Source organism: Rhizobium sp. 05N49 (assembly GCF_056396805.1).
In genome coordinates, this window is sequence record NZ_JBFTME010000023.1 from 63,529 (window position 1) to 77,924 (window position 14,396).

A 14,396-nucleotide genomic window follows, 5' to 3' on the forward strand; every position below is an offset into this window, starting at 1 on the left:
CCCTAATTTTGCTGTTTACCCAAGCAAATCAGCACAGTAGAAATCGGTTGTTCACAGCGCGAGGGTGTTTCGCATGAAGTTTGGGACAAGCGGCCTTCGTGGTCTTTCGGTAGATCTCACAGGACGTGCATCGGCGCTTTATGCCATGGCTTTCGGCAAATATTTGCTGCAGAGCAACAAAGCCGCACAGGGCGATGTCATTCTGATCGGCCGTGATTTCCGGGAGTCCAGCCCGGAGATTGCCGGCAACTGCGCCGGCGCGCTCGCAAGCCTCGGCTTTAGAGTTCTAGACTGCGGCACCGTCCCGACACCGGCGCTTGCGCTTTACGGCCTGGAAAGAAAGGCCGCTTGCCTGATGATAACGGGTTCGCATATCCCGGCGGACCGCAACGGCATCAAATTCTACCGCCCAGACGGCGAGATCGACAAAGCGGACGAAGCAGCGATTACCCGATTTGCCGCCGAAATCGAAGCGTCCGGCGAATCGGTCGTTTGCGAACCTGTAGCTGTTGAGGATCACTCTGCACCGTGCCTGCAGCTCTTCTTTGAGCGCAATGCGGCTCTCTTGCCGGCACGTGCGCTTCTGGGCATGAAGATCGGCATCTATCAGCACAGCACGGTCGCCCGCGACTTGATGGTCGATATTCTCGCCCATTATGGCGCCGAGGTGGTCGCTCTCGGTCGGTCCGAAACCTTTATCCCTGTCGACACCGAAGCCGTTTCCGAAGAGACGATCGCCCTTCTGAAGAGCTGGGCCTCTACACATGGCCTTGATGCGATTGTTTCCACTGATGGCGATGGCGACCGTCCGCTGGTTGCCGATGAAACCGGAACGCCGTTGCGCGGAGATCTTCTGGGATTGATTTCAGCCAATTTCCTCGGTGCCGGTACCGTCGTCACGCCGGTCACCTCCAATTCGGGAATTGAAGCCGCTGGATCCTTCAGAGTCATTCGTACCCGTGTCGGCTCTCCCTTCGTGATTGCCGGCATGGAAGAGGCCGTTGCCGCGGGCAAGAATCTGGTGATGGGCTTCGAAGCGAACGGCGGGCTCCTGACCGCAACACCCTTCGATATCAACGGCCGCAGCGTGCGAGCATTGCCCACGCGCGACTGCTTCCTGCCTATGCTGGCAACGCTTTCGCTCGCCGCAATCCGCAAGGAGCCGCTTTCGATCGTTGCGGCTTCATACAAACTGCCCTTTGCGGCGGCTGATCGTCTTGAGAACTTCCCGGTCGAAACCAGCGTAGCCTTGATGGCTTACCTGCGTGAATCCGACGCCAACCTCGCGGAATTCCTGCAGCCTGTTGGCGAGGTCAGCTCGAAAAGCGATATTGACGGCTTGCGCGTGACGTTGCGCGATGGCCGCATCATTCATTTTCGGCCGTCCGGCAATGCGCCGGAAATGCGTTGCTATGTGGAAGCCGAAAGCGAGGCAGCCGCCTTACAACTCTTGAATGCGGGATTGACCCGAATTAAGCGCTGGGCAGAAGCCCGGTAAGCATGCGACAAACCTGGCCGTTCATTTCAAGGAAGAGCATCCGATGACACAGAAAATCGTTCCCGTGATCATGGCTGGCGGCAAGGGCACGCGCCTTTGGCCGCTCTCGCGCGCAACGGCGCCGAAACAGTTCATCCAGTTTGTCGGGGACAAGACCCTGTTTCAGGAAACCCTGGTTCGCGTTTCCGATCCGGCGCTTTACGAAGCCCCTGTCGTTGTGACGAATGAGGACTTTCGTTTCCTCGTCGCGGAACAGGCCCGCGAACTTGATATTCCGCTCGCCGCTGTATTGCTGGAGCCTGTCGCCCGCAACACTGCTGCCGCAGTGGCAGCTGCTGCGAGCCTTGCCTCCGAGCATTTCGGCAAGGAAGCCATCATTCAGATGCTGGCCTCTGATCACGAGATCCTTGCAGACGATGCCTATTTCGACGCCATCCGCACGGCACGAGATGCAGCCCTCAAGGGCAAGCTCGTCACCTTCGGCATTACGCCGACGGAACCGGCGACCGGCTATGGTTACATCGAGGTTGGCAAGCAGCTTGCAAGCGGCGCGCACGAGGTCAAGCGCTTCGTCGAAAAGCCGGCACGCGAGAAGGCCGAGCAGATGCTGACCGCCGGTGGCTTTTACTGGAACTCAGGTATCTTCATGTTCCCGGTCGCCGAACTGCTTTCCGAAATGCAGGAATATGCACCCGATGTGCTGAAGGCGGCGGACAAGGCACTCTCCAAGGCTACGCGTGATCTCGATTTCACCCGTCTCGATGCCGAACACTTCGCGAAGAGCCCCGACATCTCCATCGATTACGCAGTCATGGAAAAGACGTCCAAGGCCGCAGTCGTTCCCTCCGCCTTCAAGTGGTCGGACATGGGTAGCTGGGATGCCGTTTGGAAAACCGGCACTCAGGATGAAAACGGCAATATCGCCGCGGCCAACACGACGGTCGTCAACACCCGCAACTCGCTCGTGATGACACATGGCGTTCACCTTGCGGTCCAGGGCATGGACGACGTCGCCGTTATTGCCAGCGAAGACGCCGTTTACGTCGGCCCCCTGAAGGAAAGCCAGGAAGTCGGAAAGCTCGTCAAGCTGCTCGCCGGCCATAAGAAGACATCGAAGCTGACCGAGACCCATCCCACATCTTACCGTCCGTGGGGCGGCTACACCTCGATCTTCAACGGCGATCGTTTCCAGGTGAAGCGTATCTTCGTAACACCCGGCAAGAAGCTGTCGCTGCAGAAGCATCATCACCGTTCCGAGCATTGGATCGTGGTGAAGGGAACAGCCGAAGTTACGATCGGCGACAATGTGCAGATGCTGCGCGAAAACGAGTCAGTTTATATCCCGCTCGGTGAAGTCCATCGCCTTGCAAATCCGGGCAAGATTCYGCTGGAACTCATCGAAGTCCAGACGGGCTCCTATCTCGGCGAAGACGATATCATCCGTATCGTGGACGAGTTCGGTAGAACCTGAGCCTAAGCTTTTTGGCGGTCTTGAACTTGGTTCCCCGCCCCTGTAACACAGATGGTGGTCCGCCTTGATGGTCGGGCCACTTTTCGTTGAATGAAGGTTACACCATGCGCATTGTGATGATTGGTTCGGGTTATGTTGGGCTCGTCTCGGGCGCCTGCTTCGCAGATTTTGGCCACCATGTAACCTGCGTCGACAAATCCGAAGCCAAGATCAACGCTCTAGAAGCCGGCGAAGTGCCGATCTATGAGCCCGGCCTCGAAGCCATCATCCAGCAAAATCGCAGCGCCGGCCGCCTCGATTTTTCGAAGAATCTCGCTCCTTCCGTCGGCGAAGCCGACGTGGTCTTCATCGCGGTCGGCACGCCATCTCGCCGCGGCGACGGGCATGCGGACCTGAGCTACGTCTATGCAGCGGCGCGCGAGATTGCTGCCGCCGTCAGGGGCTTTACGGTGATCGTGACAAAATCCACGGTACCGGTCGGCACCGGAGACGAAATCGAGCGCATCTTCCGAGACGAATTTCCGGAAAAGGATATTTCCGTCGTCTCCAATCCCGAATTCCTGCGCGAGGGCGCGGCCATCACCGATTTCAAGCGGCCCGACCGCATCGTGATCGGCACTGAAGATGCGCGAGCCATCGAGGTCATGCGTGAGGTCTACCGTCCGCTTTACCTCAATGAAGCGCCACTCTATTTCTGCGAACGCCGCACTTCCGAGCTCATCAAATATGCCGCCAACGCCTTCCTGGCGATGAAGATTACCTTCATCAACGAGATTGCCGACCTGTCCGAAAAGATCGGCGCGGATGTTCAGAAGGTCGCCAAGGGTATCGGGATGGACAAGCGCATCGGTGACAAGTTCTTGCACGCAGGACCCGGCTACGGCGGCTCGTGCTTCCCCAAGGATACGCTAGCCCTCGTCAAGACCGCACAAGACTTTGACAGCCCGATGCGCCTGATCGAGACAACCGTTGCAATCAACGACAATCGCAAGCGTGCGATGGGCCGCAAGGTTATCGCCGCCTGCGATGGAGACGTGCGCGGTAAGAAAATTGCGGTCCTCGGCCTTACCTTCAAGCCGAATACCGACGACATGCGCGATGCGCCGTCCCTCACGATCATCCAGGCTCTCCTCGATGGTGGCGCAACGGTGCACGCCTATGATCCGGAGGGCATGGATGCGGCAAAGGATATGCTCGGTCCGGTTACCTATGGCAAGGACCCATACGAGATCGCCGCCGATGCCGATGCAATCGTCATCGTCACCGAATGGGACGAATTCCGTGCGCTCGATCTCAAGCGCCTCAAGACGATCATGAGAAAGCCGGTTATCGTCGACCTCAGGAACATTTACCCGGTCAACGAAGTGACCAAATACGGCTTCGGCTATTTCGCTGTCGGCAAGAAACCCGAAAAAGTTTGAACCTGTTCCCATTCTCTCGAATGGCAGCACTCATCGCACTTTATGAAGGCGAGCACCAGCTGGCAGGCTTAAGCTACCTGCCGCGCTGATTGCACCGCACCCTGCCCCGGTCGTCTCTTTGCGGAGTTGCGGGACGGACGAACGCTACCGCTCAAGCCAACAGCTACAAATCGGAAATCCACCGGTCCGAACGCCGATGGAGCGATTGCTGGCGTCTCTCACAGATTCCAGGCTGGACGGGGATCAGTGCTTTTGCGGATGATGATTGGTGAAAATTTCGCGACCAGTCTGTCCTTGGCGTTCTTGTTCCAGTGAAGACGGATTGGCCGCAGCGAGCTTCGAAAATAATCTGCCGGAGCTGCGACATCATCCGATCCAAGCAATCTGAACCGCGGAATGGTTGCCCGCCCGGACAACGGCGCCGTCAATCTCGGTCCATCTTGTGTGGCGTTGAGGCGCACGACCATGCCGCCAACAGCGGCATAACGGCATATCGCAGGCCGGCTGTTGGCCTCGAGGCTAAATTCGAGTCCGAGCCAGTCATTGCTCTCGGACAATTCGTAGTCGAACCCGGCTTCAACCCAGTCGCCCACGGAGAGGCCGAGTTTCTCCAGGTCCATATCGGCCCAGGACAACGTCAACGTACATACCCGAGTGTCGTTTGTGTTGTCCTCGGGATCGATCGTAAAAATCTGCCTTTCCAGGCCAGCAGATACGATTTCCTTTGAGCCGGTAATACTATCCGCCTGCCCCGCGCCGCGTGTAGCTACAAGGCCATCGGCGACAACGCCTTCAACACCGAATCGCTTGCCTTTCTCACCCGGGAAGCCGCCAAGCGGCGAAAGGTTGGCCAACGTCACATCCCGGCTGTAGAAATCGCCTTCCGTCACCATTTTGCGCAGTATGGGCAAAAGCACGGAATAGCGCAGCCATTGGCCCACTGTATTCAGGTGAACATCGTCCTCCGTGATTGCTATGCCTTCGGCTAACGCCTTCGAGAGAACCGCCCGATCATCAACAACCTTGATGCCGTCCCGCCCGTCGATTGACGCGATGTAGTCGGCAAGGCCGTTGCTAATGGCATGCCGCGGATCGCTCGCAGGCCAGGCCCCGACCGTGTGACCAATGCGGTCGACAGGCAACATGCAGACGACCCAGATGCCGGCGTCTCGCAGCGGCTTCAAGAGCGTTTCATACCGCGCGATCACATCCTCGAGGGTAATCTTGTCGCTGGCGACGTCGTTGGTGCCTATATCCAGGATGACAATATCGGGTGCCCGCTCAAGGTACCATGGCAGTCGCGCGAGCGTTTGCGGTATGTGCTCGCCGCCGCGTCCTGCAATCGCCCCCGCCATTCTGCCTGTCACTGCAGCCTTCGTTGGCACGGTTGGATCATACCAGCAGTCAAGATTAAAACGATTATCGACGTTTCGCAGCGGCCCGATAGTCCCGAGCCAGTTTGCTGTCAAAATATCGATACGGGGCGTCGGGGTCCCGGGATAGATTACGGTATAACAACTATTGGCTACGAAGCTGTGCCCCAGCCCCATAACCTTTGCTCCAACTTCGAGCGGAAGGCTGGGCAAATCCCGCCTGGTCGACGGCATGGCAGCAGCAAGAGCCGGAGAGTTTTGGACAAAATAGAAACCGCATTGTGCGAACAGGCCGGCGAGAAATGTACGACGATAAATCTGTAAATCCATAAGATTCCATCTCGATTTTTAAACGCTGCAAGGTCGCTCAGTCATGACCGCAAAGTCGACATTTGCATGACAGTCAACGGCTTTGGATCTTGCCCGCGACGGCGGTTTGGGGGACCAAAACGAACTTCGACGTTCAAGGCATTCTTTCATCGCCAACCATCATATTTCCGCACGCGCCACGCTCGGCGATGGCTGAAAAATGTTAAGACTATATATGGCCCACATGCCCACTGAAACGGACGATGACTCCAACGGGAATGTCTCGGTTGGGGAATGCTGCAACAAAGACGGCGACGCACAATTGTTGCGCTTCCTTTCGCTAATGCAGCATGCTATCGCTTCTGCAGCGTAACCTTAATGGCGGGTGAAGGACTATGCCTGTTCGTCAGCATTATTTGACGCTCGATGGCCTTCGCGGCCTTGTCGCGATCTCGGTGCTTTTCTTTCACATCGTTTGGCAAAACGGCCTTGGTCGTTTATCGCCCCATGGTTACCTTGGAGTAGATTTCTTTTTTGCCCTGAGCGGCTTCGTTATTGCAATCGCATATGATGCACGATTGCAACAAGGAATGGGCTTCAAGCAATTTATGATAGTCCGGTTACGCCGACTATATCCTCTCTTTGCACTTGGCATGGCGTTAAGCGCCGCGGTTTTTGCATTGAAGATGATACCCAAAGGTGAATTTAATACTTCGGAATTTGTGTTTGCATCGCTGAACGCGTTTTTGATATCACCGTTCGGGCGAGTAGAAGGCAACGATTATCTATTCCCGTTCAATTCGCCGGCGTGGTCGCTGTTTTTCGAAATTGCGATCAACGCGCTATATGCGCTGGCTGCGATCTACCTCACACTGCCGAGATTATTAGGTGTTTTGGCCGCATCGGCGGTGGCCGCCATTGTAATGGTGACCTATCACGGCAGTTTCGATGTAGGGGACAGTTCGAGCGAGCTCTTCGAGGGCGCCATTCGCGTAACATTCTCTTTTTCGGGCGGCGTGCTGCTCGGGCGCTTGATGATGGCCGGTCGCTTGAGGAACGTCCCGACCGTGTCACCGGTATTGCTGAGCGTTGTCTTGCTCGCGGTGTTCCTGTTTCCGGTCACCCAGCTCAATTTTATCTTTGAACTGGTGTGTGTATTGCTTGTCTTTCCGCTCGTTGTGATGTGGGGCGCGGTGAGAGAGCCCTCACCCCGTTTCGAAGCTGTGGCCAAGTTTTCCGGACTTATATCCTATCCCCTGTATATAACGCACATGCCGGTCGTACTTATCAGTACATACATATGCGCCCGGCTGAAGCTGGAAGGGCTGGCTTTATTCGCCATGATTGGCGCGACGATGTTCATAGCGATCATGTTGGCATATCTCGCCGCGGTCTGCTTCGACGAGCCGATCCGCCGCTTCTTCCGCGCGACATCTTCGCCCCTTCCGACAAGCTGATCCGTTAGAGTGCGTCGCTCAGGCTTGGCTAAAGTATGGCCTATATCGCGCCACGGAGCGTGAGAAGGCGGCCAATCATTGCGGCGCCGGCTCACCTGCAAACGCAAGGTGACTAGGGCCGGGTTTAATGCTCCTCACATTCCACCGCCGGCTGATTTGGGCGACCTTGCTCCAGAACCGAAGATAGAGCGTCCCGACGCTCGCCCTGCCCAAGGTCTGCAGCGACGCCAAACCTGATCCATTGAAGAGAGCTGCGGCTTTACGGAAGCGTCGGACCTCCGTCAGGTTTTACGGCCGCCGTTTCAGCTCAGCCCGCGGCCACGACGAAATGGCGGCTGAGCAGTGATTGCCGACAATCACATCTGGCGCAGCTCGTATTATTCCCCTGGCGAAGCAGCCGCGGCGACTTGATGTGGGGCCTGCTGCATGGCCGGCAATCCCTGTCTCTGGCGCACCCTCCGGGGAACGGGCTTCTTATGTCCCGCCAACAGTGCAAGGAATATAAGCGGGAACTCCAGAGGCGAGGCAAGAGCGTTGTCTGAATTGGAGAGAAACAGGAAGCCCGAATAGGCGAGCATCGCCACCACGTTTGGACGGCCGCCACGAAAACTGGCCTTGAGCACAGCAAGGGTCAGCAGCACATAGAAAATGATCATGCCCGTGCTGCCGAGCTCCACCGACAGGCGAATGAAGTCATTATGAGCTGAGGTAGAACCGACGATGACCTCGATTTCGTGTGGCGTGATATAGAACTGGTGACCGAAGCCGATGCCGGTATAAGGATATTGGGCAATGACGGTGCGAAGATAGTCCCACATGATGCCGCGACCGCTGTCGCCGCTTTGCAGAAAGCGCGTCGCGAAATTGTCCCAGAACGCCGCCACGATCGCCACACCGCCAACCAGGCCCATCACCACCAACGAAATCTTGGTCGTGATGGTTACACCGCGTTGCACGAGCACCGAAGCACCAGTCACCACTACACAAACCGCCAGTGTCGCTCTGCCTCCAGCAGCAACGAGAACCAGCAGACTGATCAATACGAGCACCACGTATTTCTTCTGACCGCCGAGGACGAGTTGCACTGCGGCAAATACCCCGCACATTCCCAGCGCGGAAGTGAACGCCGCCGCCGACAATGATCCCAGATAGCGCGGGACACCCGTCGCAAATTCTGTTGCGATCATGGGTTTGATCCCCACGGCTTGATAGGCAAAGCCGAGGACCACGCACACCAACGGTAGAAATGCGGTAACTTTCCAGATGAGTTGCTGATCTCGATAGCTGGTTTTTCCGGCGAGCAAAGCAAATAGAACAATGATCTGGTTCAAGGAAACCAATAAAACGGACCAACTGAAGCCCTTGTAGGGCGTTGATATACCAAGAATGACAACAAGCAGCAGCTCCCCTAAAAGGAGCGACAATATCGTCCTGTCCGGGCGGCCTCGAAACAAAATTGCAAAGGAAGCAAGTATAAAGAAAAACTTCTCAATGGCATTACTACCGGCGAGATGCAGGGCTGCACCGATATTGAATATCAGCAACACAAGAGAAAAGACAAAGATCGTTCTAAATGCCATATATCGCTTCCAATTGACCCATCTTATTAAGAAGGACGTAAGTGATATGCTCTTTGGTATCAGCAAACCGAATTGAGTATGGTCCTATGTCGAACCAGCGCATGGTTTCAGCAATACGGCCGTCTTCGGAAGAAGCGTGCTCGGCTTGCCGCATCGAAATTCAAGGACCTATATATCTTCAATCCTCGATTTTTCGCAATGCACCATCACGCGCGAATGGGCGCATGACAAGCAACCGGCTGTCCCTGGATCCAGAATTTTCAGGCATCGCGCCGGCGCATTCGCCACAATCAGCGTCCTGATTTTCCAGTTATGAATTTGGGCAGATTATCCAGGCTATTTCGTGGCTAAGCACGCGAGATGCCACCATCATCTGCCGATTGGCAGTCAAATCGTTGCCGGCGCAATGCCTGATTGCCGACAATTAAGGCGGCAGCATCCACCGATACTGCCGCCTTGGACCTTCTAATCACCAGTCCGCCAATCACGCTTTTGCACGCAAGATCGGACTGGTTACCCCATTCCGACTCTCGATTATGCGAAGAGGAAATCGGAAGCGTGGAGATCCGCCAAGTTAACGTTCTGCAGCGTCACGATATGGTTCGAGTCAAGGGTGATGACCGTGTTGGCGCCATCCTGAACAGCATGCGACATGATGTCAGCAAACTTGTACTGGCTCACACCAGCTGCGCCGAACTTCAGCTTATCCTGGCCGATGGTGAAATCGGCGATATAATCTGAACCGCTTTCAAAAACGAAAGTGTCCTTGCCGGTGCCGCCAACCAGGTAATCATTGCCTGCGCCGCCGTAAAGGAAATCGTCGCCAGCGCCACCATAGACATCGTCATCGCCGTCATCGCCGAAGACAAAATCGTTACCGTCGTCGCCAAGTACCTTGTCGTTGCCGGCGCCGCCGTATACGCGGTCGTTGCCTTCGTTGCCGTGAACGATGTCGTTGCCTTCGTCGCCGTAAACGCGGTCGTCGCCAGCATCGCCAGTGATGAAATCAGCGCCGGTACCGCCGCGCACGATGTCGTTGCCGGTGCCACCGCCCAGAAAATCGTCGCCTGCGCCGCCGTAGATCGCGTCGTTACCTTCGCCACCCCAGACATGGTCGCTGCCGTCGCCGGAGGCAATGATGTCATTGCCAGCACCACCGAAGACGAAGTCGTCGCCTTCACGCGAGTTGATTACGTCGTCGCCGGCGTCACCGTAAATTGCATCTTTTCCGCTGCCGCTGCCGATCAGATCGTTGCCGTTGCCGCCGAGTATTTTGTCGTCGCCGTTACCAGAATAGATCGTGTCATTACCGTCGCGCCCACGAATCTCATCATTTCCAGCCGTACCCTTGAGAGTGTCGTCTGAATTGGTACCCAGAACGTTAGCCATTTCGATTCTCCCTTTGAAACACAAGTAAGATATTTATAGTGAAGCGCCCTCGGCTTTCGCTCCCTTGACTATTTAATAATTAATATATTGTAAACCCTGAAGTTGCGAACAAATTTGGGCTGATAAAAATATACTTAATATGGGATCACTCGCTTAAGGTGTACTTTCGTTCAACTACGCGATACCGCAACTATTGCACGTTAAAATATTCAACTGATGGAATTACAAGAATAGCGATATTGGAGGGTGCCAATAGGGCCAGGAACGTGCAACCAAGAGGCCGACCCGGACTCCGGATTTTCACTGCGCAAGGCGTCCGGCACACACGTTCATTATAATATCTACCGCAGCACTCGCGACGGAGAGTTCGATCGACTTCGTCCATTCGTCTTGGGCCGTCGATATTCTAACGGGAATGGCTGACCCCCGGCTCAAAGACGCGTCGGGCGCTGGGTACGATGACCCGCCGCGAGCGAAACCATCAGCTCTCGCGATGCAGCCTGCTTCCGTCGCCATCGCCGCGCTACGCAAAAGCGCCGAACTGGGAAAAGACGAGTCCCTCAACAAATACCGGGATAATCCAGCCACACCGATCTCGGTCATCGCGGCAAACGAAGCAATGCAGTTCCCCGTTATCATCGACTGCCAGGCGCGGTGGGGACAGCCCGAACTTTTCGGGATCATTGAGCCGCGAGCTGGCCCGATCTTAGCTCAAAGTAAGGAGCCAGCGCCGCAGGGATCCTTTCGAGACCTCAACACGAAAATGTCCATTTGCCGGCGCCCTCTGCTGAGCCCATGGCGCCAGATGCATTTTCGATTGCCTCCATCGATCGTGAGCTCCTCGCCTGTGGAAACCATCCGGCGACATGCTGCTGGAGGCACCCGCCAAGTCCGGCTGCGCGCATTTATTCACTTATAAATGATATCTCGAAGCGCATCGTATGCGGCCTTAGCCATTTGTTTTTACTCCGCTAATCACGCGGATGCTCGACTTGGGGCACCAATCGGCCTGCCATTATTTCTCGACGAAGGCCCAAGTCAGGCCGCAATGTCGCCAATTTCCCCAGAGATTTAGGCGTTGCAATCGCTTGGGAATATTAATATCCATTCTAGGCCTGAACGGGGCGTAGGGATTCATTCGCGAGGAATTCTAATGGCTTACGCTGTATCAGCAGTAATACCTGTTAAGAATCGGCCTACCGAGATCATCCGAGCCGTAAAGAGTATTTTAGCTCAAACGGTAGTTCCGGAAGAGATAGTCATCGTTGATGACGGCTCGACAGATTCTACTCCGGCGGCAATTAGCCAGCTCGCCGAAGAGCATTCAATTATTAAACCAATTTTCCTGAGCAAAAGCCGGGGCGCCTCTGGTGCCAGAAATGAAGGCTGCCGTGCGGCGGCAGGCGACATGCTTGCTCTTCTCGATTCCGACGATGAGTGGCTTCCGGAAAAAATGGAGCTGCAGCTAAAGCTCCTGACGGAAGATGAAAAATGCCCGGCCGCCGGCTGCGGTATGAAATACGACTATATAGACAGGCCCAGTGTTTCCCGCGTGCCTCCGCGGGTGATCACGCTCGAACACCTCAGCCAGGGAAATATCTTTGGCTCTGCCTCTGTGGCGCTGATCCGTAAAAGCAGCTTCGTGGATGTCGGCGGGTTTGATGAAAGCCTGCCGAACTGCGAAGACTGGGATCTGTGGTTCCGTCTATCGCAGATTGCGCCACTCCTGAGCACCAGTGAAATAATGGTGCGCTATAGCTATGACGGGAATGACAAGCTTTCGCGCAATATCGACAAGCTCATCCTTGGTCACAATATGATGCGCGACAAGATATTGGCGAGCGTCAGCAATCAGCGCCAGAGAAACATTATCATCGCCGCCCATGAGATGAAGATGGCTGAAATTGCCGTTCGTACGATCGGCTCTCCCAGCATGGGCTTTAAACATGCGTGGAAGAGCCTGGCGGCGAATGCAGGCCCACAGAATGTCACGCGTGCTCTGAAGCTGCTGGCCGCAGGCGCTTTCTATTCAAATCGCTACTAGAGAAGTCCTGCATTCAAATGGCTTCGCTGCAAAGTGAGGTCATTTGATGCAGGCATTCTTGTGCCTGATTTGATTTTGCCCACCCTCCCACATCATGTGGGGCGCTGCGAAGACGGATCTATCCGTCCAAATTTCCGGTCGCCTTCGAGAACAGGTTTTGTCCTCCTCCGAATCGCGATTTGGTACGGCGCAGCACAAATCCACGTGCTGAGGGCGACCTTGCCAGCCTCCAAATACCCTATATATGCTGCATTGCACACTGCCCTTCGGCGGCGTTATCATTACTGCGGCAGACGGCCAAAAAACTGTCCGCCAGCATCGATGCACACAAGAGGAACAGAGGGAAAGTAAGCTGACTTTTGTAAAAAAGCGTTTAAAAACAACTCTCTGTCAGCGATGATCGGAACTTCGCTTTTGAGTTTTCGAAAAAATCCCCAGAATGGCTATTTCGAAAATGTCATATGCACTATACAAATGTGATCGAAATTGATCATCGGCAAAACGTTCATTTTTTTGCGGTTGCGTAATCGATGTAAATTTTCGGCTATCGCCGCACAATCACAAACAGCAGGAGCGTGCGAATGAAAATTGCAATCTTTGGCCTTGGCTATGTCGGCCTCACAGGTGCCGGTTGCCTGCTCAAAGAAGGTCATTCCATCGTCGGCGTGGAACCTCACGAAGACAAGGTAAAGCTCATTCTCTCCGGTCATTCGCCGATCTATGAGCCAGGCCTCGACGACCTCCTGGCATCGGGTCTGGCTGACAATCGCCTGACTGTCGTCTCCAAGGTCGGCACATTGCTTTCGGAATGCGACCTGGCCATTGTCTGCGTCGGCACCCCGAGTGCAGCCGACGGCTCGCATAACATGACATTCATTGCCGAAGTCTCGCGTCAGATTGCTCTGGGCGTGAACGTCGGTCGTGAGAAGCCATTGACCGTCGTTTTCCGCAGCACGATCCGCCCAGGTTCGATCGACGGACTGATTGCACCGATCTTCAAGGCCCATCTTGGCAAGGATTTTGGGAAGTCGGTTGAAATCGTCTACAACCCTGAATTTCTCCGCGAGTCAGTCGCCATCAAGGATTACTTCAATCCGCCGAAGATCGTCGTTGGCACTCAGAACGGCCAGCCCTCCGAGCGCATGACTGAACTTTACAAGAATATCAGTGCGCCGATGTTTGTCACCGGCTACCGCGAAGCAGAGTTCACCAAATTCGTCGACAACACCTGGCACGCGGTCAAGGTCGCGTTCGCCAACGAAATCGGCCGCGTCTGCGTGCAACTCGATATCGACCCTCAGACGGTACACAAGATCTTCGTCTCCGATACCAAGCTGAATATCTCGCCCTATTACATGCGTCCCGGCGGCCCCTTCGGCGGCTCCTGCCTGCCGAAGGATGTCAGGGCACTGGCCCACATCTCCGAGGAAGTCGGCGCTTTCAACCATCTGGTCGATTCACTGCTGCGTTCCAACGAGGCGCATAAACGCTTCATCTTCGACTACGTTACGCGCGATGTCGCGCCGAAGGCAAACATCCTCATGCTTGGGCTCGCGTTCAAGGCAGAAAGCGATGACCTGCGTGAAAGCCCCCAGCTTAACCTGGCACATAAGCTGATCACCTCAGGCTACAAGCTCAGCATCTACGATCCCGCCGTCAAGCCGACGCAGTTGCTCGGTCAGAACATGGGTTACGCCTTCTCGCATCTTCCATCCATCTCGGAAATCATGGTGTCGAAGGAAGAAGCCGAAAGCACCGAATACGATCTGGTGATCGATACAAACGGAAGTTTGGCAAAGATAGATGTGAAGGCTGCTAAAACAGTTGACACAAATACGCTGCACTAAGAAGCAA

Annotated in this window: 9 protein-coding genes; 6 read left to right on the top strand and 3 right to left on the bottom strand. The window is 55.3% G+C overall.

Translation table 11 applies throughout. The features are described from left to right. The first annotated feature begins 73 nt into the window (after nucleotides 1-73). The 3 genes from AC1DF8_RS30755 (at nucleotide 74) to AC1DF8_RS30765 (ending at nucleotide 4,390) form a co-directional block, all read left to right on the top strand. Nucleotides 74-1,498 (top strand): phosphomannomutase, encoded by a 1,425-nt coding sequence (locus AC1DF8_RS30755; protein ID WP_478156363.1) that lies wholly within the window; start codon nucleotides 74-76, stop codon nucleotides 1,496-1,498. A gap of 43 nt (nucleotides 1,499-1,541) precedes the next feature. After that, complete coding sequence (locus AC1DF8_RS30760; RefSeq protein ID WP_478156364.1) at nucleotides 1,542-2,969, top strand: mannose-1-phosphate guanylyltransferase/mannose-6-phosphate isomerase; 1,428 nt, start codon at nucleotides 1,542-1,544, stop codon at nucleotides 2,967-2,969. A gap of 104 nt (nucleotides 2,970-3,073) precedes the next feature. Then, the gene (locus tag AC1DF8_RS30765) at nucleotides 3,074-4,390 is read left to right on the top strand and encodes a UDP-glucose dehydrogenase family protein (RefSeq protein ID WP_478156366.1); all 1,317 of its coding nucleotides are present in this window, start codon (nucleotides 3,074-3,076) and stop codon (nucleotides 4,388-4,390) included. A 218-nt stretch (nucleotides 4,391-4,608) separates the two neighbouring features. On the opposite strand, the gene AC1DF8_RS30770 is transcribed toward AC1DF8_RS30765, so the two are convergent. Further along, entirely contained in the window at nucleotides 4,609-6,093 is a 1,485-nt protein-coding gene (locus AC1DF8_RS30770) for an SGNH/GDSL hydrolase family protein (RefSeq protein WP_478156368.1), read from the bottom strand. Nucleotides 6,094-6,467: 374 nt separating this feature from the next. On the opposite strand from AC1DF8_RS30770, the gene AC1DF8_RS30775 reads away from it, so the two are divergent. Beyond that, complete coding sequence (locus AC1DF8_RS30775) at nucleotides 6,468-7,529, top strand: acyltransferase family protein (protein WP_478156370.1); 1,062 nt, start codon at nucleotides 6,468-6,470, stop codon at nucleotides 7,527-7,529. A gap of 377 nt (nucleotides 7,530-7,906) precedes the next feature. On the opposite strand, the gene AC1DF8_RS30780 is transcribed toward AC1DF8_RS30775, so the two are convergent. Together AC1DF8_RS30780 and AC1DF8_RS30785 are read right to left on the bottom strand one after the other, a co-directional pair. Continuing rightward, nucleotides 7,907-9,109, bottom strand: a complete 1,203-nt coding sequence (locus AC1DF8_RS30780) for an O-antigen ligase family protein (RefSeq protein ID WP_478156372.1) — start codon at nucleotides 9,107-9,109, stop codon at nucleotides 7,907-7,909. Between the two features lie 534 nt (nucleotides 9,110-9,643). After that, complete coding sequence (locus AC1DF8_RS30785; protein WP_478156374.1) at nucleotides 9,644-10,522, bottom strand: calcium-binding protein; 879 nt, start codon at nucleotides 10,520-10,522, stop codon at nucleotides 9,644-9,646. A 1,129-nt stretch (nucleotides 10,523-11,651) separates the two neighbouring features. Here AC1DF8_RS30785 and AC1DF8_RS30790 point away from each other — a divergent pair. Next, nucleotides 11,652-12,542, top strand: a complete 891-nt coding sequence (locus AC1DF8_RS30790) for a glycosyltransferase family A protein (RefSeq protein ID WP_113114349.1) — start codon at nucleotides 11,652-11,654, stop codon at nucleotides 12,540-12,542. Nucleotides 12,543-13,123: 581 nt separating this feature from the next. Beyond that, the gene (locus AC1DF8_RS30795; RefSeq protein ID WP_113114350.1) at nucleotides 13,124-14,389 is read left to right on the top strand and encodes a nucleotide sugar dehydrogenase; all 1,266 of its coding nucleotides are present in this window, start codon (nucleotides 13,124-13,126) and stop codon (nucleotides 14,387-14,389) included. The last annotated feature ends 7 nt before the right edge of the window (nucleotides 14,390-14,396 follow it).